Below are 22,655 nucleotides of genomic sequence, written 5' to 3' on the forward strand. Positions count from 1 at the left end.
CACATCCCGATCAGAGGCTTGAAAGGTCTTTCATTTGAAATTTTTTTACAGCAGCAAAAAACAAGGCCAGCATCATTGCCAACCTTGCTTCCTTAAGTTCTATTAGTTCAGATACGTTAACGGATTTTCTACCGTTCCATTCTTAATAATCTCAAAATGCAGATGTGTTCCGGTCGAACGACCCGTGTTGCCCATAACGCCAATACTCTCGCCTTTTTCAACCACTTGTCCAACCTTAACGCCAATGCTGTTCAGATGTCCATACAGTGTTTCGTATCCGTTTCGGTGGTTAATAATGATGACATTACCATAGCCGCTTTTCTGTCCAGCAAACGTAATTACACCCTCGTCAGACGCTTTCACATCGCGGTTACCTACCAGATCGACACCTTTGTGCTGGCGCCCCCACCGTTGTCCATAGCTACTACTCATCGTTGCATTGGATACCGGCCAAGCAAATTCACCTGTGCCCTCACCAACCACTTTGGTCCCGCTAAGGACAACTTCAGTTACAGCTGCTTTAATCACTTCCTGACCAAGCCACTCTTCCTGAACCACTTCACCATTCTCTTTGGTTATACGGTACTGCATGCTTTTCAACCCGCTTTGTCCTGGGCGCACGACTTTAGTTGTACCTGCTTTCAACTCAGCACTTTTGCGCACTTCCACTTGCGGTTTGATCTCAATCTGTTCAACAACCTGCTCAACCGATTTAACGGTTACCGCCGGTTTCGGAACGGTCAGGGTCAGTTCGTCTCCGATTTGAAGCGACGTTTCCTTGATACCTGGATTATGCTTACGAATCTCGCTTTGTGTAATGTCATACTTGGCCGCAATCGAAGAGATCGTATCTCCTTCACGAACCACATAAGTTACAGGCGCGTCTTTACCAACGGTTAATGCTTTAACCGCCTCGGACACATCCCATATTTTATTTGGATCAGCCTTCACCACATCTGTCGCTACGTCTTCCTTGATGCCTACCGACTTCAGGGTTGTACTTGGTCCCTCGTTTTTCTTCGAGGAGTTAGCCGATACCGACTTCGTCTTAAGCGAACTTCGCACAGCCGATGCCGATATGTATTTGCTCTGCACTTGTTCCAGGATTGCATCCGCTGTTGCCTGATCTTTCACAATACCAATGACTTCACCGTCTACCTTAAGCTCCACACCTTTGGCGTAGGCTGTCAGCATGTCACCCAGTTTGTCCAGCGTCTCGTCACTGTTCACTTCAGGTTTGTAGGCTCTTACCGTTTCAGTTGTGATGCCATCCGTGTTCAGCACCATCTCTGCATCCGGATATTTATTTTGATATTCCTCGGTTTTGTCTGTAAATAGTTGTTGTAATTGTGCTTCATCTGCAATGGTACCAATCTCGCTACCTTTAACCATGACTTTATAATACGGCACGGTGTTTGCAGTAACATATTGTTTGCCTGCGAACCCGAGCGATGCTGCGATGAATACACCAAAAGCTGCTGTAATGATCCATTTGCGCGAGGCCAGAACGCGCTTCTTATTCACACTGAAGGTGGACATGCTCATGTTGTTTTTGTCTTCGGCCGTCCGGTGTTCCCCGGATTGTTCGTGTACCCGGTCTTTGCCCGGTTGGCGTATGCCTCTGAAACCTTTCATGATTCTCTCCTTTTCAGCACTTCTCAGTTCGCATTTCTGTCAAGACATCACCCATCGTGTCTGTCCCATGCTCGTTGATAATTGTATTGGGTGTCCGCAAAATCAGGACTTTAACTGCGCTCGTAAAAGTGTCAAAATTTTAACCTTTTATCACACCCGTATACTTTAACACAGGTTTTACACTCATTTCAACTCTACACGTCACACCGCAAAGCCACGCCCCGCTTGGTTTCCCTGTATTATCCATAAGATCGTACGGCTAATCCATCACCCATTATGCCTCAACACCCGCTATACTATGTACTTTTACTCACAATTTAAGACTAGGTTCTAAGACCCAGTGAAATATGCTTTATTTTTCATAAAAATACAAATAAAATCCCTCACCAGATTAACTCTGATAAGGGATAAGGTAAACAACCTGTTTTTGGTTTCTCGTAAACTGGATTTCATCTCATGACAATTTATAATTTAACATTAATGTCTCTATTCTTTCGCTGCAAGAATTACAAATCGTTTCTGCTGTACTTCCCAAAATCCATTGTGTTCCATCTCCATATGAATATCCATTAATTGATCACGGAACTGTTGTACCTTAAAATCAGGTACTTGCCATGGGATGGTCTTCAGATAATAGACCAGTGCGCCTATATCATAGAAACGTTGCGCGGGAGTTGCTTCACATTTCTCTAAAATACGGAATCCACACTGTTCCAGCTGAAGAACAGCACGATCCAGCTCCCATCCAGCGTAATCCGCTGGCATAGGAATGCCGAGTCGATCATTGATCTCCCTGCAATCTGACCAACCTACCTGTTGAGTTAGAAATAATCCGCCTACCGATAGAATCCGCCTTACTTCCTGCTCATCATACGACTCATGCCGATTAAGAATCAGATCGAATTCCCCGTCTGCGAAAGGAAGTATCGAATCATCAGTCACTTGAAACACCTTCACACCTAACGGCTGTAAACGTTCCTCTGCAATCGGTATATTCGGGAGATAGCCTTCGGTCGCACATGTGTATGGAGGAAGTGGAAGGAGTCTGGACAACATTTCTCCTCCACCAGTCCCCATGTCGAGCATTCGTTCTGTCTGATTCAACAATCGGCGCGCCATCGTTCCAAAAGACCAAGGCAACATTCCGCTCTGAAGTCGCTCACTCCCAGTTACATAGCTAAAATCCCAACCACTAAACGGCTGATCCGCCTCTTGCAACCCTTGCTCGAATCGCTCATTCATCGCCTCGGTAAACTTTTTTACTGACAGTTCTGAATTAGATTGATATAAGTTCATGTTCAATAAAACCTCCAATTAGTGTATTCATAAACACAAGTCCATCGTATCTCTTGAATGCACCTATGAATGGAGGTCCACGAATTGGGCGGAAGCTTCCTGCAATGTCGCAAATTCGTTTTTATATGTCGTGTTCTTTACCTTTATATTTCATACAATGTTCCCTCCTACATAAGCTAATAAAATAAACATAAGCACTATTTGCTTTAAAACTAGAATGCTTAAGTATCTAATTCTATATTCATAAAATTTCCAGCATTTATTTAAATAGATTATATTCAATCACCATCGACAAGTCCATTACAATATGAATCAGGCGATGCCCAACTAGAGCACGCCTGCTTATTTTATTCTGCTTGTAGGACTTCCATCAGGTTGTCATACTCTTCACTGGTCAGGTACTTCGAGATCACCTGTTCAATCTCACGCAGTTCCTGTTCCGTTAGGCCACCTTCCATGGCGCCTGAGATCTGCTGCATTTCTTTCTGCGGCAGCTTATTCATGAGCAAGCTGAAGATTTTTTCTTTCTCCTCTGCGGGCAGCTTGTCCTTCGCTCCTGTGATGTCATCCGGTGATACAACGATAGCATCATTACCTGAGGAAGCACCGCCGCTAGTCGTTCCGGTTCCGTTCCCCGAAGCTGGACCACTCCCCTGGGCTGTTCCCGACTCATTACCCGTGCCTGTATCCGTCCCATTGCCTGTACTTGCGCCTGAGTTTGATCCTACGCTCGTATCTGTACCTGAACCTTCACCCTCGCCCGAACCGCTCCCCTGGGACGCATCGTTGCCTGCATCTACGCCAGATTTACCGCTCTCCGTACCATTCCCCATAACTGAAACAGCATCTTCTGGAACCTGCTCTTCGTCCGCTCCTGTCGGCTGATCTGTTGTCCCATTTCCCGATTTATTCCCTTCGCTGGTTTTACCGCCCAAGGCACCTTGGAACATGGCGGTTAACCCCATGGGTTGACCTTCCCACTGAATATTGAAACTCGCGAGTAGCGACTTCGCATATGACTGTACAATTAATCCGGTCGTGAGCAGTGTCAGTGAACTGACCAGCAACACGGTTAGCACGATTTTGACAAACCACACAAGCAACTTCATTCCGTTCTCTCCCTCCGATTATCCCCCCGTCTAGCATGCGCATGTCGGGATCTGTGACTCTACTGTTAACCAGTATTGACGGAAATCTCGGGATTATATCCGATATACATACAAAAAACCTCCAGTCATCGCTATAAAAGCAACAACTGGAGGCTTAACATGCCTAAGTCGGCAGTCTATCCTATTTTATAATTCAAGAAACAATCTCTCTATTTCTTCGATTACTCGTAGATTGGAAGAACTTGATTTGTTTGCTCACGGTTACGACCAACGGAGAAGATGGCAATTGGAATGCCTGTCAGTTCGGAAACACGTTTTACATAATTCTGTGTGTTCACTGGCAGGTCTTCGAGTTTCTTCGCTCCGGTGATATCTTCGCTCCATCCTGGCATCTCTTCGTATACCGCTTCACATTCTGCCAGCATTTTGAGGCTTGCCGGATAGTGTGTGATGACCTCGCCACGGAATTTGTATCCTGTGCAGATTTTTACGGTTTCCAGACCTGTCATTACGTCCAGAGAGTTCAGGGATAAACCTGTAATTCCGCTGACACGACGTGCGTGGCGAACAACAACACTATCGAACCAACCCACACGACGTGGACGTCCAGTTACCGTGCCGTACTCATGTCCAGTCTCACGGATTTGGTCGCCGATTGCATCATGCAATTCCGTAGGGAATGGGCCATCTCCTACACGGGTTGTGTAAGCTTTCGCTACTCCAATGACTTGCTGAATACGAGCCGGGCCTACGCCAGAACCGATACATACGCCGCCTGCGGACGGATTGGATGATGTAACAAATGGATAAGTTCCTTGATCAAGGTCCAACATAACGCCTTGTGCGCCTTCAAACAGTACTTTTTTGTCCTCATCAATATATTCGTTCAGAACAACAGATGTATCACGTACATATGGACGCAGAATTTCAGCATATCCGAGGTAATCTTGCAGAATCTCTTCAACATCAACAGGCTGGCCGCCGTAGACTTGCTCGATGACGCGGTTCTTCTCTTTGACCAGATGACGCAGTTTCAGTTCGAAATCTTCAGCATCCATCAGGTCAACCATCCGAATACCAATACGAGCTGATTTGTCCATGTAACATGGGCCAATTCCTTTGCCAGTCGTACCAATTTTGTTCGGACCTTTGCTCTCTTCTTCGAGTGCATCCAATACCATGTGATATGGCAGGATAATATGTGCGCGCTCACTGATGGACAAGTTCTTGGTTGTAAAATCGTTGTCATGAATATAGTTAATTTCTTCGATGAGTGCCTTCGGGTTGATAACCATTCCGTTACCAATAACACACGCTTTATCCGTGTAGAAAATCCCTGATGGAATCATCGTCAGTTTATATTTTTTGTTATCAATCAGAATTGTATGACCCGCATTGTTACCACCTTGATAACGAGCCACCACATCAGCGCTCTCCGCCAAATAATCCGTGATTTTACCTTTTCCTTCGTCTCCCCATTGCGTTCCCACTACAACTACCGTTGACATAGTTAACATTCCTCCGTGGGTGCCTTGCGCACCTTTGTATTGGTCTGTCCGTCCTCTATCCCGGCAGGCATGTTACGCAATAAACCGACTGAGAAGCGTGCTAACGGACAGTAAAAATGTCCTTCCGTTACATTCAAGGGAAGGTTTGCGCTGCTTTAACGCAGCAGTATTAGTGTACCAGTACCCTTTTTCAAAGTCAAATCAAATGGCGAACAATTAGATATAGTACAACCGTAATGTTCGGGATTTACCCATAATTTCGACACAAAAAACCGGAGACCTCAGTCCAATCTTGCTTGACTGCTATCACCGGTTCAAGGATATCTATTTTAATGTGAATCTATATCTGGTATTTATAACACATGAATGAGTTCAGTTGCTCTAATAGTTGATCTTCGGGACAGACGAGTTTGCTTCCTGATCAGAGCCGTCAGCACCTGCCCGTTACATCGCGAAGGCGTCATTGTGCGCCCTCTCGTAGTTGACGAATTTATTAAAGTTTTTCAGGAAGACCAGTTCTACTGTACCTACCGGACCGTTACGCTGTTTCGCGATAATGATCTCGATAATATTTTTCTTTTCGGTATCCTGATTATAGTAGTCATCCCGGTAGAGGAACGCTACGATGTCGGCATCTTGCTCAATCGAACCCGATTCCCGCAAGTCACTCATCATCGGACGTTTATCCTGACGCTGCTCTACACCCCGGCTCAGCTGAGACAAGGCGATAACTGGAACTTCCAGTTCCCGGCCAATCTGCTTCAGTGTACGTGAGATCTCGGATACCTCTTGTTGACGGTTCTCCCCGGCTTTACCGCGTCCACTAATCAATTGAAGGTAGTCAATCAGGATCATACCCAGACCTTTCTCCTTCTTCAGACGACGGCATTTGGCACGAATATCGGCTACCGTGATACCAGGTGTGTCATCGATATAGATATTAGCTTCGTTGAGAGCTGCGATACCCATCGTCAGCTTCTGCCAATCTTCATCCCCTTTGAATTCCCCTGTACGAAGAACTCCCGCGTCCAGGTTGGCTTCCGCACAGATCATCCGTTGTACGAGCTGTGCAGCCGACATCTCCAGACTGAAGATGGCTACCGTTTCTTGCGCGCGGATGCCTACATTTTGAGCAATATTCAAGGCGAAGGCAGTCTTACCTACGGATGGACGCGCCGCTACAATGATCAAGTCACTGCGCTGGAAGCCGGCAGTCATCTTGTCCAAATCGATAAAGCCGGAAGGGATGCCGGTTGTCGTTCCCCGGTTCTGATGCAGCGTTTCGACTTTATCGAATACTTCCATCAATACGTCCTGAATGGCTATAAAACCACTACTGGAGCGACGATTGGAAATCTCCAGAATACGACGTTCAGCTTCTCCAAGCATGGCTGCAACATCTTCGCCGCCTGTATATCCTTCGCTTACGATCTGTGTTGCCGTACGAATCAGACGACGCAGCATCGATTTCTCTTCAATAATCTGAGCGTAATAGTCTACGTTCGCAGCTGTAGGTACACCATGAGCCAGCTTAGCCAGATAACTAACGCCGCCGATGTCCTCCAGCTCACCTTTATCCTTCAGAAGCGAGGTCAGTGTAACGAGGTCAATCGGTTGATTTCCCTCGCCAAGTTGGATCATCGCTTCAAAGATTAATTGATGGGGCTTATCATAGAAATCCTCGGTTTGCACCCGTTCCATCGCTGTAATCAGGGCTTCACCCTGCAACAGGATTGCACCCAGCACGGCCTGTTCGGCTTCCAGGTTCTGCGGGGGAATCCGGTCGAATAACATTTCGCCGCCCATCTTACTCTTCCGTTACCTGTACCTTCAAGGTTGCCTTCACTTCAGGGTGAACCTTGACAGTTACTTGTGTTACGCCGAGTGTACGAATAGGCTCGTCCAGCTCAATTTTGCGTTTGTCTACTTTCAGACCTTTTTTAGACAAAGCTTCTGCAATCTGTTTGCTGGTAATAGCGCCGAACAGACGACCACCTTCGCCGGATTTGGCTTTCAGTTCAGTCACTTCTGCTTCCAGCTTCTTCGCGAGTGCTTCCGCTTCTGCTTTCTCTTCTTGTTTAATTCTTTCTTCAGCTGCCTTCTGGTTGTCCAGTGTCTTCATGTTGCCATCCGTTGCCGGACGTGCAATTCCCCGTGGCAGTAGGAAGTTCTGTGCGTAGCCCTCAGATACTTCCTTCACTTGCCCTTTCTTGCCTTGACCCTTCATATCTTTTATAAAAATGACTTTCATTCGAACAGCCCCTCTTCCTTTTCGATTTCAGCCAGTACGTTCGTCAGCCGTTTTTCTGCCTCTCCAAGCGTTCCTTCAAGCTGCACGGCAGCATTCGTCAAATGTCCGCCACCGCCCAGTCGTTCCATGACAACTTGAACATTCATGCGGCCCAGCGATCTCGCGCTGATGCCAATCAGTCCATCCGGACGCTCACTAATCACAAATGAAGCGACCACGTCGGTCATGTTCAGCAATGTGTCCGCCACCTGGGCGATCATCATCTGTGAAATCTTGCTACCAGGGTCCGTGACCGCCAGCGCAATGTTCCCGTATACCATTTTAGCATGCTTTATGATTTCTGCCTTAGCAATATATTCTGACAGATCTTCTTTCATCAACCGTTGGACCATAATGGTGTCCGCACCACTACGTCGCAGGAAGCCTGCCGCTTCGAACGTTCTGGAACCAGTGTGCAATGCAAAATGCTTCGTATCCATCGTGATTCCGGCAAGCAGAGCCGTAGCTTCAAGTGGAGTAAATTGTACTTTGTCATGAATATATTGCAATAGCTCCGTTACCAGTTCCGCAGCTGAAGAAGCGTAAGGCTCCAGATAAATCAACACAGCATCATTGATGAACTCCTCACCCCGACGATGGTGATCCACAACGACAACACGGGTTGCAGACTGCACCAGTTTCGGCTCCATGGTCATAGAGGCCTTGTGTGTATCCACCACAACCAGCAGCGTGTGCTCTGTCATCATCTGGGTTGCTTGTTCCGGTGATACAAATGCTTTGGACAACTTCTCGTCCTTGTTCACTTGCTCCATCATCCGTTCGATCGCTGGATTAATTCCATCCAGAACAATGCGTGCTTCCACATTGTACAGACTCGCCGCTTTCCAGACCCCGATAGATGCACCAATTGCGTCCATATCCGGGATTTTGTGCCCCATGATGAGCACTCGATCGCTCTCCTGCATCAGATCACGCAGCGCGTGCGCAATAACGCGGGCTCTGACCCGTGTCCGTTTCTCCACGGCGTTGGACTTGCCCCCGTAGAAAGACAGGCGTTGTCCAGACTTTACAGCAGCTTGATCGCCGCCGCGTCCAAGAGCCATGTCCAGACTGGACTGTGCCAATTCTCCCATCTCGCTAATGCTGTCCGAACCAAACGCGAGTCCTACACTGAGTGTCATTGGCACTTTGAGGTCAGCGGTCATCTCCCGAACTTCATCCAAAATGACAAATCGGCTCTGCTCCAGTTCTTGCAATGACTTATGATTCAGCATCAACAGATAACGATCCGAAGACAGCCGGCGCAGGTACACTTCATACTGCTTGGCCCATGAGGTAATCTCACTGGTCACACGGGCAATCAGCGCGGTACGCTGCTGGTCGTCCATGCCTTGGGCAGCCTCGTCCAGATTATCCAGAACGAGAATACCCAAAGCAAGACGTTCATTTTCATATTTATCACGAAGAATGGCTAACTCCGTAATCTCGTATACATATACATACCGCTCCTGCGGGTTATGAATAACTCCATAATGCCGATCATCCAACTGGAATTCGTCATGGAACTCCCTGGATGAATGTTCCTTCGTCCCATCCTTCTTCTCTTTAGGCTGAGGAAGTTTGGGAAACAAATTAAGCAGCGGATTACCCACCATTGTCTTCTCCTGGAACATCTCCGCAACGAAGCGATTATGCCACTCTACCGTACGATCTTCGCTGTACAGCACAATTCCGAATGGAAGCATGCTGACCGCTTCCCCCTCCATCCGTTTGATCCGGATAGACAGGCCATTAATGTAGTCGTTAAGCTCACGGCGGAACGCGAGCTCCGCCTTAATCATGACGATTCCCAGCGCCGAAGCCAGTATCAGACTAATCAAACCAAGCGTCCAGTTATAAATGGTAACGAACATAACGAGCAACAGCAGCAGTATGAACGCCCATACGGTATAGTAGCCGTGCCAGCGTTTCTTCAGAAATTTAGGCAAGACTCATCACCCTATCGTTTTGATTTCGATATTGCCTCACGAAGCGGGAACGCCAGATCGATAATTCCGATAATCCGAAGCGGACCAATGAAGAAAACCGCAGCCGCCAGAAAATATGGTATAACCGGATTCCATTTCTTTGTATGTGAGAGAAAGAAGAAGAAGCCGATCGCTTGAATCATGAAGCCCAGATTGATTAACGGCGACAGATTCATGGCAATCATCGTCCAGTATGTTCCATCGCTTTGTCTCGAGATCACTTCGATCAACAGTGCGAGGAAATAATACCAGATCAACGCACGCGGCATACGCCACTCTCTTGCTGGTGGAAGCTTCGATACCACCACACCCATCACGTTCAGAATCGGACGCGCAATGGCGTGTGTAATGAAGGCCATTACCATCGATGTGACAACGAGAGCAAACGGAATCATAAGCTGTGTTTGTTTGGCGACATCCTCGGTCATCTCGGGTGTCCATGCAAACCCGTTGATCATCTGATTAGATGTATTGGTTAACGGTTCAATGGTCAATTTGACCACATCTTCAATATAACTGGACAGGTCGAATTGGAAAATGACACTGCCGACCAAGAGCAACAACAAGTATTCTGCCAACATCATGCCACTTCCCGCCATCAGCGCAAACAGGGCCGATTTGCGTGTTTTATACGCGTGACCCATAACAATCGCGGGCAGGGTAAAGATGAGCAATAGTAACAGATAGATGGGGTGGAATACGACCAAAATAACAGCTACGGGCACGAGATGCCATATAAATGATTTTAAAGATAATGAAGCATACAAAATAACTCCCGGAATCATCATAAAAAATATGGCAAGTACCGATAAAGGAGTTAACAGCGAAAGCAGCAAGAGCAGATAAACTGCGCTCCAAACAGCTGATTTAAAGCTAAATTTCAACAAATTCACCTCTTACGCATATGATCTTCTAGCGCGGAAATATCCTGGTACCAGTCTTCAAGCTGGTGACCTTCCTGTTTATGCTTTCTCAACTTCTCAACTAGCAGTGCATCCAGATCCTTGAAAGGAATACCGAGCCTGCGGCCCAATATGTAACTACTCATAATCAAACTGGCAAGACTGTCCCCGATTCGAGTTGTACTGCCTTCCCATAACGCCTTGAATAATCGGGATACCTGATCAAGCACCTCGGTTTTCAGCCATTCAATCACTTTAGCGCGTTTGGCTACATCCAGTTCTTTAGGCATATTGGCGAAAGTCACTCTCCCCCGAAAAAGCTTTATTCTCGATTATAGCATAAAAAGAGGGCCCGCAAAATTACCCCAAAAAGCGGAGAAGTTCTCCGAAACTGATGTCAGGTACTTATGCGGAGTCCTCCGTACATCCTATCGACCTATATATTTTTCAAAAGCTTCGAATGCGCCCTTGGTTCAGCACTTCTTAAGTTTAACATGATACCGGACGGCTGTGATTATCCCTCACGACACAATAATGTTTAAATTCGGTACAGCCTTACTTAGCCTTGATCGATTCTTTGGCTACAATGCCCTCGCAGTACTCAATAATCTGACTCCGTCTGACAATACCAATGAACCGATCCATGTCATCGACCACAGGAACAAAGTTCTGAACTTTAGCCAGATTAATCAGGTCTTCCATGTTGGCGTCAATGGATACGGGTTTAATATCCAAGCGAAGTGGAACGTCTTTGAGCAAGAATTTTGAAGCGTTTTCAAATGAAATCTTTCCCTCGGCATTCTTCATATACCACAGTAAGTCACCTTCGGTAACCGTACCAATATATTTGCCCTCTTTATTCAAAATGGGCACCGCCGTAAAACGATGATATTCCATTCGTTCCAACGTTTGCCGCAGCGTAGAATCCGACGTCACACACGTAACCTCTTGTTTGGGTAGCAAAAAAAATGCGATGTTCATACCCTTGTGTATCCTCCTTGTGAATTTCTTCGTTCAACTTATCTCGCTCAACTTATATTATACGGATTAGAACGCAGGATGTTCCAAAAGGATCATAGTTCTCACTACAGGGAAAAAAACAGCAGCCCGCGAATAAACGTACTGCTGATTGTGGTCTACTACACATCATCGGTATGGAATTGGTTATTCAATCTTTTGCCGGTCAGGGATCATTACTTCACCGGCTGGAGTCGATTGATCCATCCAGTTGTTAATCAGCTCTTTGGCATATTGGACATCTTTCTCGTCAGCCTGGCCATAATAGATACCATCTTTTTTCATCCCCTCACCAAGAATGGTGAAGCTTGAAATCTGCGGTTTCTCCTGAGTAAGCACCTGTTTAGCCAGATCAATAATAAAAGAAGCTCGCATATCGGTCTGGAAGCTGTCTCCCATAATCTGAATCAATTCCGGAATTTTGGCGATTTGATTCAAATTGAGCATCTCATTCGCCATCGCGTTCAGGAAAATCTGCTGCCGCTTGGTACGATTAAAATCACTATCCTCACGGTATCTTACATAATACAATGCTTCCTGCCCGTCATAGATCGGCTTACCGCCTTCAATCGTGAATTGCACATGATCCGGGTTTTTGTTCACAATGTCCTCATCAATTGGCAGTTTTACACCACCAAGCGCATCAACCACTTTTTTGATTCCGTCGAAGTTGATCGTTGCATAGTAACCTACATCAGCATCAAGGAATTTCTCCACCGTATTGATGGACATATTCTCCCCACCGAAAGCATAGGCATGCGCCAGCTTATCATAATCATCTACGCCGTCCTTGTTTGCATCCCGTCCCACAATCTGCACATACGTATCACGTGGAATGGATACCAGAAGCACACGGGATTCCTTCGGACGTACTACAGCATAGATAATGGTGTCCGAACGTCCACGCGTCTTCTCATAGGCACGTTTATCCGAACCCAGCAGTAACACGGAGAAAGGTTCCTTACGGTATACCGTTGGATCAGGCGTATTGTTGCCTTCTTGCGGTACATAAGAGCGGGATAGCTGATCTTCTACCGAACCGGCGAGAAACAGATCAAATGCCGCCACAGCCAGCTGCTGACGGAACAAATAACCTCCGATTAACAAAACAACAAGTGAAACGAGCGTTATATATAGGCCTTTTCTTCTTTTCTTCTTCTTATCTTTAGTTCTGCTTTTCATCCATTGATTCCTTCTTCACTATGAAAATGATACTGCCTGGCTATATAAGTTTCATCTAAATATTTACACAAATAACGGAGAGGTCAGAGAAAACCTGAAGAAGCGTAGCTAAAAGCTTTCTGAAAGAAAGCTACATCGAAAGCATACGCTTCGCCTTTATCACCGGATTTTAACCTTTGGAAAGGAAATCAAAAAATCTGGGGATAACAGCGATCGGAAGGTTACTCTGAACTCGCAGTGATGCAGTGTAACGATTCGTTGAACTTATATAATACCAATTAAACGTCTGGGATGCCTTGTGACTCGGTGTCCTCTGAAGTTTTCTCTCTCTGGAATCAAGACACCGCTTACGCTCGTTCTATTGTAATCATTGCGGGAGGAAGAAAAGTTACAATCCGGTTAAATTGAAAAGAACAGCGACTCCTTTTTAGTTTCAAAAAGTACACTGTTCTCTTCATTTTCACACATGATGTTATCGGTTCGTGGATACACTTTCCACATGATGCCTCTTCTCTTTATGACGCAGACGTCCCGTTATAAGCGCAGCCACCAGCGTAAGCACGCTGAATATAACCGCAGACCAGAAAAGTCCACTGTAACCCTCACCTGTCGTTTGATGCAGTGCCTGAAGTAACACATCACGGATACCTTCATCAGGTATCTGGGACAGGCCCTCAGTCAGACTGGAGACATCACTACCTGATGCTCCGCCTGACGCATATTGTTGCAGCATTTCAGGCGACACCTGAATTCCTTTATCAGCAAATCCTGCTTGAATGTTGGACCCCAGATTAGTGAAAGAACGTGCCAGGAATCCGGCAAAAATGGTAGGTGCAATAGCCATCGCCATCTGGCGGAATAACGAGCTGGTCGCTACCGCGATGCCTTTGTTGTTCTCCCCTGCCTGTTCTGTGACAAGTACGTTAACTGGCGCACCAAGCATCATGCCAAAACCGATACCTACGAGCGTACTCGCGATGACAAATTGCCAGATATGCTCCACCCACAGCGGGAACAGCAGGAATCCAATGGCAGATAAGAGCCCCGCAACCGATAACGTCCAGATTGGCCCTTTGCGGTCAACGAGGTAGCCACCTCCACCCGCCCCAATGCCGGATGCCAGCGCGAGCGGAGTAAACCAGTACCCGGAAGCCGTATTGGATACGCCGAGATACTGTTCAACGAAACCGGGAATAAAGATCACCGAGGCCAGAATGGCTCCCGAGAAAAAGGCAATCAACAGCGTCCAACGAAAGGACGCAATGCCCAGAAGTTGTGTCGATACAACAGGTTCACGTTCAGATCCTTCCAGTCTTTTTTCCATGAAATAAAAGAGCACCAGAATGATTACACCTGCCAAGAAAAAGCCGTAGAACATCGGTGATCCCAGGCTTTGAATCATGTTCACACCGTCCAGATTGCTGAAGCTATACATTAAACTGAGTACACCCAACGTCAGGACAGCAATACCGCTCCAGTCCACTGCTGCACGAATAAGCTCCTGCTCTTCATGAATATATCGAATACCTGCAATGAATAGCAAGATGGCGATAGGTACGTTGATCAGGAATAACCAGTGCCAGTTGCCCGTAATGTCCAGTATAAAAGCACCGATATTCGGCCCCAAAATGGCCGCAACACCATTCATACCTCCTAGCAGACCCAAGGCTGTACCTTGACGCTCTGCCGGGAACTTGCTTAGCACGTAGGAGCTGGCAATGATAAATATCCCCCCACCGCCCAAAGCTTGAATGACACGAGCGATCAGGAAGAAGGTAAACGAAGTGCTTAGCGCAACCAGCAGGGACCCGATCCCAAACAACGCCACTTCTATCAAAAACAGTTTTTTGCGACCATAACGGTCAGACAGTTTGCCTGCAATCGGAACACTCACCGCAAGTCCAAGCGTGTAGAGCGTAATCGTCCATGCTCCCCAAGTTGGCGACACACCAAATGATGCATTTAAGGTGGTCAGTGAAGAGGTGATGATTCCGTTATCCAGCGCAGCCATAAATACTCCTATGGCAAACAGGACCAGCGGCCATTTCATTTGTTTTTGCATCACATGTTACCTCCCGATCAGATCTTAAATTCAGTATCGTACAGTTGGTTTGATACATATATATTAAACTGAATTGAATAATAATGACTCACCGGTCATTTTAAAACAAAAGAAAACCATATGTCAATTTAATAATATGGTTATATGGCTTAATTTACCTCTGATTCGATAAAAAAAGCTGCCCACAGGTTTGATAAAACCTGCGGGACAGCCCTCATGTCTAACGTATTATGGCTGCATCAGATGACGATTCAGGAATTTCTCAATCGCACGGTACAGATCAAGCTGATTCTCCACGTTCGCAAAGCCATGACCTTCATTAGTCTTTAACATATAGGGTACATCGACTCCACGCTTGCGTAATGCTTCAACAATCTGGTCTGACTCGGCTTGTTTGACACGTGGATCATTAGCGCCCTGAACCACGAATAATGGAGCCTTCATCTGATCGATGTGGAAGAGCGGTGAAATCGCCGTTAACAGTTCCTTGTCTTTCACGGGATCTCCTACACGTTCATAGAACATACTACGCTCTGACTCCCAATAAGGTGGAAGTGAGTCTAGAAGGGTGAAGATATTGGAAGGTCCCACATAGCTGATGCCAGCAGCATAGACATCCGGTGTGAAAGCCAGTCCTGCCAGAGCGGCATATCCACCGTAAGATCCTCCATATATGGCTACACGTTTTGGATCAACCGTCCCCTCTTCAACCAGCCAGTTTACACCGTCTGTGAGGTCGTTCTGCATCGCTTTGCCCCACTCTTTATTGCCTGCATCCAGGAATTCCTTGCCGTATCCCGTGGAACCACGGAAATTGACCTGAAGTACCGCATAACCACGGCTTGCAAGGAATTGAATCTCAGGATTGAAGCCCCATGAATCACGTGCCCAAGGACCACCATGTGGAACAACCACCAATGGCAGGTTAGAAGTCTCAGCCCCTTGAGGCAGTGTTAGATAACCATGAAGGGTCAGACCATCACGTGACTTGTACGTAATAGGCTTCATATCCGCCATTTGACTCTCAGCAATCCAAGGTGCGGCATCAGCCAGTTTATCGAGTTTGCCTGTTTTGGAATCGTAGTAATAATACGTCCCCATCGCTTTGTCACTATACGCTACGAACAATACTTGGCCTTCCTCACTTATGCTACTGATACTAACTTCCTTGCCTGGCACTTTCGCTTTGATATCCTGCATTAGCGTTTTGAACTCTTGATCAAAGAATTCATAGTTCACTTTATCAGTCTCATATACAGCAGCAAGAATGGTCCCTTTTTCTTTGGAAGGTACGAAGTTGCTTACATCCACATCTTTATTTTCATAGATGGTTTTGGTTACCTTTTTGCTGCTTGGGCTGTACTCAACAATCGCCGTTTTGTCTCGCTCCAAGTTGGATATCGCATAGATATTTTTGTTATCATACGTGAACATGACTGGAGCAAAAGTCTCTCCAAGCTTCGTTGTCAGAAGCGGCTCAAATTCTTTGTCCTCTGATTCACGATACAGTAACGAAGACACATTGCCATCACTGGACACGGCAACACGAATTTTACCTTCGTGATCCGTCAGCCAGCCCGTAATGTTACCCGGGTTCTCTGCAGCAAGTACAGCCTCCCCAGTCTTGATGTTAATCCGATACACATCGAAAATGCGCGGATCACGCTTGTTCATGCCTACCAAAATTTCATCAGGAATATTCTCAAGCGGATCTACCAGGATGGCTCTTGTGTTAGGATATGGCGTCAGATCCTTGCTGTTTTTACCATCGATATCCGTGACATATATATGGTAATTCTCATCGCCTGCCTTATCTTGTACATAGAGCAGCTTTTCATTGGTCGCCCACGCAAATCCTGCAATATTACGTTCTGTTTCGCTCGTAATGCGTACAGGCTTATCCTGACCGTTTGCAGTAACTACGATATTCATGCGGTTGTTCCATGGCTCCAGGTAAGCAAGATGTTTACCGTCCGGTGACATCTGGAACCCTGCTTGAGCAGGCTGTTTGAAGAAGTCCTCCAGAGGTGTCAGACCATCCGATTTCACATCAAGTTCAAGCGCCAGATACAGTGCATCAGCGAATTCTCCATGGGTGACTGACTGTTTAGCGTTAAATGCGCTACCTTCGATAATAAAATGCTGTTTCACTCGCGCAGCGTCATTTGCATGCACAGCTGGAATCTGATCGGCATCACTATAAACTACCTGAATTCCGTTATCTTTCAGTTCGAATGCACGTGTAAACAACGATGCCATCTGTGCACGTGTAAGTGGAGCATCGGGGGCATAACCTTTGGCCTTCCCTTGAATGAATCCGCCTTGCTTTAATGCGTAGATTGCAGGCGCAGCTTCATTCTCCGGCAAAACATCTGCAAAACCTGTAAGTGTTGTGGGCGTATCCAGTTGAAGTACACGTTGCAGAATGATTGCTGCCTCCGCACGGGTGATTGGAGTCGTTAATTGGGTCATGCCATCTGTCGTACCATCTATGTATCCCAGTTGCTGTAGTGTTTGTGTTGCCTTGGAAGCAATGGCCTCCGAGACAGAGGCTGTAGGTATAACGGCTTCGGCCGCCTGTACAGCTGGTTGAATCAGTGTGATGGACATGGCCATGGTAAGCGTGAGAGCGTATACCTTTTTACTAATTGCGTTCAAACAATCTCCCCCTTTAAAGTGAATTACATAATAATATGGAATTATACGTAAGTCATTTTACCATGACTAACCATAAGTTAACAGCGAGATGGGTTTTCTTGAAGATGCTCATGTCAGATCTTATTTTGAGCCCGAAAATCCATAGTTGAACAACTTCCGCGTCTCCACAAAGCGCCCTTCACGAGTATCCGTCCCAAATACAACTGAAATCAGTCTTTTGCCATCACGTTCAGCTGTCCCCACAAAATGATATCCGGAATCTTCATCATAACCAGTCTTTAATCCGTCATTTCCATCGTAAGCATACGGCCCACCAATGGAGGACAACATCCAGTTCGTGTTGCTCATGTACATCCCTTTTTGATGCATCGATACTTGCATTTGGCTGGAGATTCTTAGAATCTCGGGATGGTTATTCAGCAGATATCGCGCAAGTTTGCATGCATCTATAGCCGTCATTAAGGTTTGCCCTTGTATTTCCATCGGACGGTTAGGACCAAGCAGCTTTTCACTGAGGCCCGTTGAATTCGTGAATTGTGTATTTTCAGACAGCCCGATCTGAGAAGCTTTCTGATTCATCTGCTGCACAAACTTCTGCTCTGAACCACTGATATGTTCAGCCAGAGCGACAGTGGCATCATTGGCTGAATAAACAGCTACGATCTCGAATAATTCCTGAACGGTGAATTGCTCTCCCTGTTTCAGGGTCAGTTGACTGCCCCCCACGGAGCTGGCATACAGACTCACATTCACAAGATCATTCCAGCCAATATCACCATTGATCACGGCCTCCATCACTAGCAGTTCTGTCATCAACTTACTGACGCCTGCCGGCGCAATTTCTTCGGAGCCGTTAAAATCCATTAAGATCTGTTCAGAGTTCATATCCATTAACACCGCAGATTCAGCTTTAATTCCCGGTTTGCCTACCAGCATGTCCGGTTTCACACCCAAATATATAATGAGCAGCAGAGCCAGCAGCATACCTGCCCGTTTCCACCATTTTTTCATAAGATGATCACCTCTTACCTATATAGACGAAGTGAAGAGGCATTTTGTCTGCACTTTTTTGAAAAAAAGTTAAATTTTTTTTATTTTTTGGTTACAAAAAAAACATGAACCCCATACACCCATGCCAGAGTGTACAGAATCCATGTTTTTAAAGACACTTTAGTTCAATTTCCTAGGAGAATTCTTCATCATAATCTAGCAACCGACTTCTTAAAGGACCCCAATCCTTACAGCTGCTAATGGAAGAAAGGTTTACTCAGCTACAACTGCTTTGTCTGCATTAACTTGCAGGTCGCTCAGGTAAACACCTGTTCCATCACCAATCGCATAGTTCATTACACGTTTGTTAACTGGTGCTACAACTGCACGATACAGTGTAGGGAATACAGGAACTTCATCTACCATGTATTGCTGCCATTGATTGTAGATCTCTTTACGCTTGTCTACATCGAATGCTTCAGCAGAGATACCTTGTGCTAGCAATTTGTCATTCTCTTCGCTGGAGAATCTGGAGAAGTTGTAGAGTGCATCACGACCGTACAGGCCAGATGGATCTACGTCAATACCAACACCCCATGCTGCTTGGTACACATCAATGTTCGGATCATCTTTACCTGTGTTACCTACACGGTCATAGAAGCTGTTGAATTCAACCATTTCCAGGTTTACTTTCAAACCAATAGCTGCCCATGATTGAACATAATAACGTGCCAATGGCTCAGCTGTGTCGCCACCAGTCATAGATACAAAGTTGATTTCGAGTGGTGTTCCATCCGGATTCGTACGGAATTCACCATCCAGTTTGTAACCAGCTTCATCAAGCAAAGCTTTCGCTGCTTCTGGATCATACGTTACACCCGGATTGTTAGCATCATGGAATTCTGGGTGAGACGGTGGAATCAGGGTTGTTGCATTCCAACGCAGGCCATTATAGAAACGTTTACCAACTTGATCGTTATCTACAGCCATCCACATTGCTTTACGCAAGTTTTTGTCGCCCATTTTTGCTTCGGCATTGCTTTTAACTTTTCCATTCTCTTCATCCCACGTACCCAGTTTGAAACCGATGTACGTATAAGCACGATCGATTGCGCCCAGGAATTCTACATTGGACAGGTTAGCATTATCTTTGTATTGGTCTGTCGGGAATGCATCCACGAGATCTACCCCGCCAGATTTCAGTTCTTGAACAACCGTTGTCGGGTTGATAACTTTCAGAGTTACACTATCCAGTTTTGGAGCTCCACGCCAGTAGTCATCGTTTTTAACAAAAGTTACAGACTCACCTGGAGTGATAACATCCACTTTAAATGGACCAAAACCAATTGGTTTTTCACGTACTTCTTTGGAAGAAGACATTTTTGCTACATCCATATCTCCGAAGATATGTTTAGCCAGTGGGTACGTCCATACGCCACCTGTCAGCAGGGACGGAGTAGATTCTTTATACGTAATGCTGATTTGTTTGTCGCTCAGCACTTTAATACCAGAGATTGTTTTTGCTTTTCCAGCATGATACTCGTCCATACCCACTACACTAGTGAAGTTGGAGTCGTAACGTGGACCATCATACGCTTTGTTACCGATCACTTCATAAGCAAATTGCAGATCTTCAGCCGTTACCGGCTTGCCATCATGCCAGTTTACGTTGTCACGAATGGTCAGTGTGAACGTTTTGCCATCTTCGGAAGTCTCATATGTTGCAGCACCATCATTGGTGTACACATAATCTTTATCCCAAGTCAGCAAGCCTTCATCGAACCATTGAAGAACTTGTGCATCCGGGTTACCGGAATAAAAGTTAAAGTTCAGTGTACCTTCAAAAGCAGTATCCGATACAAGTCCGAATGTAATCGATCCACCCTCGATCGCAGTACCTTCATTCGTTTTGACATTGTTGAAGTCTTCAATGGAGTAAACGCCCTCTTCATTAGCAGGTTTTTCCTCTGTTTTTCCCTCTTCTGTGTTGGTAGCCGGAGCTGGAGTAGCTGCTTCTTTCTCAGAGCACGCTGCGAGCACCAATACAAAGACCAGCATCATCGTGAAAAATAGTCCCCGTGAAAATAATCCCTTTTTCATGAACCTTTCCTCCCTTTTTTTAACCTCTTCTTTGTCTTGCATCAGTCGCACGCTTTAGGGCTTGACCGACATTATTTATACTCAACATCAATACCAGGATCAGCACCGATGCGGGTAGCCATATCCACCATCTGGATTCCAGGGTTTGCGGATTACGTGCATAACTTACGAGTGTTCCAAGACTGGGTGTGCTTTCGGGAAAACCAAATCCCAGAAAAGACAGCCCGGATTCGAGGCCAATGTTGGCAGCGAGATTCAATGTCATCGTTACGATGATAATGGAGCTCAGATTCGGAAGAACCTGTGAGAGCATAATCTTCAGATGAGAAGAGCCCAATGTTTTTGAAGCTTTTACATAGTCCAGTTCCCGTTCCTGTAATGCTTTGGAGCGAATCAATCTGGCAATACCCATCCAGAGAAATGCCGTCATGATTAAAGAGAACGAGATGATATTGTATTTGGGTACTGCTGTAACAAACGCGATAACAATCATCAACATCGGAAGGATCATGAAGAAGTCAACAACACGCATAAACAGGTTGTCTATCATTCCACCGAAATAACCGGATAAAAGGCCAATTAAGATACCTATGAAACCAGTCATTAACGTTACGATAATTCCAATGGTCAGCGAGTTACGTGTACCGATGACCAGTTGACCAAATACATCACGACCTCCATAGTCCGTTCCAAGCCAATATTGAGCGGATGGTGGTTCATATAAGGCAAACAGATCCACGCGTACGATATCATCCTGATTCAGAATGAGAGACGTGCCATATACCAGCAACATGACCAAGCCCAAGAAAATGAGCGAGATTAGTGCCACCTTATCTCTGACAAGCTCCCTCCATAAAATACTCAAACTGGAGGGGCTTTTATCAACCTTTTGTGAAGTTACAACTACCTCGTTGGCCTTGCTCATCTTGTTTTCACCCCGAAATCTTCAAGTTCTTACTTGATCCGTATACGTGGATCTACAATTCCTAGAATAATGTCAGAAAGCAATGCCCCGAGAATGGAAGCTACGCCATATAACAATACAAGTGCAGTTACAACGCTGAAGTCACGCAATGAGATGGAATTCAGGAACAACTGCCCCATACCTGGATAACTGAATATACTTTCGATAAATACCGTACCACCGATAAGCCCCGTAATCTCATATCCGAAAAATGCGGCGATAGGTAATAGCGAGTTTCTCAAAATATGTCTGTTATAGATCCGGGATTCTGAAGCGCCTTTGGCTCTCGCAGTAATAACGAATTCCTTATGTTTGATATCAATGATTTCACTGCGCAAATATTGAACGGTAGATACCGTTGTAATCAGTGCCATGGATAATGCCGGCAATAATAGATGATAGAACTTACTCATCACGTAGCTGAATGTGCCTGGTGTAAGTCCTGGCGCAACGCTTCCCCCCGTCGGGAACCAGCCGAAGTGGAATCCGAAGATCCATACCATCACCAGTGCAAAGATAAACAATGGTGCGGCGAAGCCCAGGTAGGTGTATCCAGTGATCAACCGATCAGACCAGGTATCGTTGTAACGACCACTGATGATCCCCAGTGGAATAGCGATCAGATAAGTCAGTACAAGTGTCGCCAGTGCGAGCCAGAATGTGTTTGCTACACGTTGGCCGATCAGGTCTGTAACCGGCATTTTGAAACGGAAAGATTGTCCAAAATCACCTTGGATGGCGTTTTTGATCCAGTCCCAATATTGCACGTACCATGGATTATTCAATCCCAGTCTCTCTCGCTGGGCTTCCAATGCTTTGGGATCAACGCTTGGATCAAGCAATCCGGTTAGCGCGTCACCCGGCATGGCCTTGGCCATCAGAAAGACCAAAAGACTTAGTAAAAAGATCTGAGGGATCATTATGATAATTCTGCGTACTATCGTTTTCCACATA

At 46.0% G+C, this 22,655-nt stretch carries 17 protein-coding genes; all 17 read right to left on the reverse strand.

The features are described from left to right. Window positions 1-102: 102 nt before the first annotated feature. Window positions 103-1,635: a peptidoglycan DD-metalloendopeptidase family protein gene (locus tag NKT06_RS31350; protein WP_253442256.1), complete on the reverse strand. Its 1,533-nt coding sequence runs from the start codon at window positions 1,633-1,635 to the stop codon at window positions 103-105. Between the two features lie 486 nt (window positions 1,636-2,121). Beyond that, the gene (locus NKT06_RS31355) at window positions 2,122-2,877 is read right to left on the reverse strand and encodes a class I SAM-dependent methyltransferase (protein WP_253442946.1); all 756 of its coding nucleotides are present in this window, start codon (window positions 2,875-2,877) and stop codon (window positions 2,122-2,124) included. A 401-nt stretch (window positions 2,878-3,278) separates the two neighbouring features. Beyond that, window positions 3,279-4,040 carry a hypothetical protein gene (locus tag NKT06_RS31360; protein ID WP_253442258.1) on the reverse strand — a complete coding sequence of 254 codons (762 nt, stop codon included), beginning with the start codon at window positions 4,038-4,040 and terminating at the stop codon, window positions 3,279-3,281. Window positions 4,041-4,261: 221 nt separating this feature from the next. Continuing rightward, complete coding sequence (locus tag NKT06_RS31365) at window positions 4,262-5,548, reverse strand: adenylosuccinate synthase (protein WP_091012210.1); 1,287 nt, start codon at window positions 5,546-5,548, stop codon at window positions 4,262-4,264. A gap of 444 nt (window positions 5,549-5,992) precedes the next feature. After that, a complete protein-coding gene (gene dnaB / locus NKT06_RS31370) occupies window positions 5,993-7,354 on the reverse strand; it encodes a replicative DNA helicase (RefSeq protein WP_253442260.1) in 1,362 nt (453 codons plus the stop codon). Window position 7,355: 1 nt separating this feature from the next. Further along, complete coding sequence (gene rplI, locus NKT06_RS31375; protein ID WP_062836541.1) at window positions 7,356-7,799, reverse strand: 50S ribosomal protein L9; 444 nt, start codon at window positions 7,797-7,799, stop codon at window positions 7,356-7,358. Then, window positions 7,796-9,787, reverse strand: coding sequence for a DHH family phosphoesterase (locus NKT06_RS31380; protein WP_253442262.1), 1,992 nt, complete (start codon window positions 9,785-9,787; stop codon window positions 7,796-7,798). Before NKT06_RS31380 ends, rplI begins: the two co-directional genes overlap by 4 nt. Window positions 9,788-9,798: 11 nt before the next feature. Next, window positions 9,799-10,710: a DUF2232 domain-containing protein gene (locus tag NKT06_RS31385; RefSeq protein WP_036612044.1), complete on the reverse strand. Its 912-nt coding sequence runs from the start codon at window positions 10,708-10,710 to the stop codon at window positions 9,799-9,801. Between the two features lie 5 nt (window positions 10,711-10,715). Beyond that, on the reverse strand, window positions 10,716-11,018 hold the full coding sequence (locus tag NKT06_RS31390; RefSeq protein WP_253442948.1) for a MazG-like family protein: 303 nt from the start codon (window positions 11,016-11,018) through the stop codon (window positions 10,716-10,718). A 265-nt stretch (window positions 11,019-11,283) separates the two neighbouring features. Beyond that, window positions 11,284-11,709, reverse strand: coding sequence for a CBS domain-containing protein (locus NKT06_RS31395; protein ID WP_091035263.1), 426 nt, complete (start codon window positions 11,707-11,709; stop codon window positions 11,284-11,286). A gap of 183 nt (window positions 11,710-11,892) precedes the next feature. Then, window positions 11,893-12,927 (reverse strand): LCP family protein, encoded by a 1,035-nt coding sequence (locus tag NKT06_RS31400; RefSeq protein ID WP_253442264.1) that lies wholly within the window; start codon window positions 12,925-12,927, stop codon window positions 11,893-11,895. Between the two features lie 472 nt (window positions 12,928-13,399). Continuing rightward, a complete protein-coding gene (locus NKT06_RS31405) occupies window positions 13,400-14,989 on the reverse strand; it encodes an MFS transporter (RefSeq protein WP_253442266.1) in 1,590 nt (529 codons plus the stop codon). A gap of 228 nt (window positions 14,990-15,217) precedes the next feature. Continuing rightward, window positions 15,218-17,647 (reverse strand): S9 family peptidase, encoded by a 2,430-nt coding sequence (locus NKT06_RS31410; RefSeq protein ID WP_253442268.1) that lies wholly within the window; start codon window positions 17,645-17,647, stop codon window positions 15,218-15,220. A gap of 120 nt (window positions 17,648-17,767) precedes the next feature. After that, entirely contained in the window at window positions 17,768-18,658 is an 891-nt protein-coding gene (locus tag NKT06_RS31415; protein WP_253442270.1) for a D-alanyl-D-alanine carboxypeptidase family protein, read from the reverse strand. A 252-nt stretch (window positions 18,659-18,910) separates the two neighbouring features. Further along, window positions 18,911-20,737 (reverse strand): oligopeptide ABC transporter substrate-binding protein, encoded by a 1,827-nt coding sequence (locus NKT06_RS31420; protein ID WP_253442272.1) that lies wholly within the window; start codon window positions 20,735-20,737, stop codon window positions 18,911-18,913. Between the two features lie 19 nt (window positions 20,738-20,756). After that, window positions 20,757-21,662, reverse strand: a complete 906-nt coding sequence (locus NKT06_RS31425; RefSeq protein WP_253442274.1) for an ABC transporter permease — start codon at window positions 21,660-21,662, stop codon at window positions 20,757-20,759. Window positions 21,663-21,691: 29 nt separating this feature from the next. Beyond that, a complete protein-coding gene (gene opp4B, locus NKT06_RS31430; RefSeq protein WP_253442276.1) occupies window positions 21,692-22,654 on the reverse strand; it encodes an oligopeptide ABC transporter permease in 963 nt (320 codons plus the stop codon). Window position 22,655 lies beyond the last annotated feature (1 nt).

The organism is Paenibacillus sp. 1781tsa1 (genome assembly GCF_024159265.1).
Lineage (GTDB): Bacteria > Bacillota > Bacilli > Paenibacillales > Paenibacillaceae > Paenibacillus.

What these genes read in the sequence shown, in the direction of transcription:
- NKT06_RS31365 (WP_091012210.1), bottom strand. Translation starts at nt 5,548, where the DNA reads ATGTCAACGGTAGTTGTAGTGGGAACGCAATGGGGAGACGAAGGAAAA.
- NKT06_RS31415 (WP_253442270.1), bottom strand. Translation starts at nt 18,658, where the DNA reads ATGAAAAAATGGTGGAAACGGGCAGGTATGCTGCTGGCTCTGCTGCTC.
- NKT06_RS31405 (WP_253442266.1), bottom strand. Translation starts at nt 14,989, where the DNA reads ATGCAAAAACAAATGAAATGGCCGCTGGTCCTGTTTGCCATAGGAGTA.
- NKT06_RS31355 (WP_253442946.1), bottom strand. Translation starts at nt 2,877, where the DNA reads ATGAATGAGCGATTCGAGCAAGGGTTGCAAGAGGCGGATCAGCCGTTT.
- NKT06_RS31350 (WP_253442256.1), bottom strand. Translation starts at nt 1,635, where the DNA reads ATGAAAGGTTTCAGAGGCATACGCCAACCGGGCAAAGACCGGGTACAC.
- NKT06_RS31400 (WP_253442264.1), bottom strand. Translation starts at nt 12,927, where the DNA reads ATGAAAAGCAGAACTAAAGATAAGAAGAAGAAAAGAAGAAAAGGCCTA.
- NKT06_RS31360 (WP_253442258.1), bottom strand. Translation starts at nt 4,040, where the DNA reads ATGAAGTTGCTTGTGTGGTTTGTCAAAATCGTGCTAACCGTGTTGCTG.
- NKT06_RS31420 (WP_253442272.1), bottom strand. Translation starts at nt 20,737, where the DNA reads ATGAAAAAGGGATTATTTTCACGGGGACTATTTTTCACGATGATGCTG.
- NKT06_RS31390 (WP_253442948.1), bottom strand. Translation starts at nt 11,018, where the DNA reads ATGCCTAAAGAACTGGATGTAGCCAAACGCGCTAAAGTGATTGAATGG.
- NKT06_RS31395 (WP_091035263.1), bottom strand. Translation starts at nt 11,709, where the DNA reads ATGAACATCGCATTTTTTTTGCTACCCAAACAAGAGGTTACGTGTGTG.
- opp4B (WP_253442276.1), bottom strand. Translation starts at nt 22,654, where the DNA reads ATGTGGAAAACGATAGTACGCAGAATTATCATAATGATCCCTCAGATC.
- dnaB (WP_253442260.1), bottom strand. Translation starts at nt 7,354, where the DNA reads ATGGGCGGCGAAATGTTATTCGACCGGATTCCCCCGCAGAACCTGGAA.
- rplI (WP_062836541.1), bottom strand. Translation starts at nt 7,799, where the DNA reads ATGAAAGTCATTTTTATAAAAGATATGAAGGGTCAAGGCAAGAAAGGG.
- NKT06_RS31425 (WP_253442274.1), bottom strand. Translation starts at nt 21,662, where the DNA reads ATGAGCAAGGCCAACGAGGTAGTTGTAACTTCACAAAAGGTTGATAAA.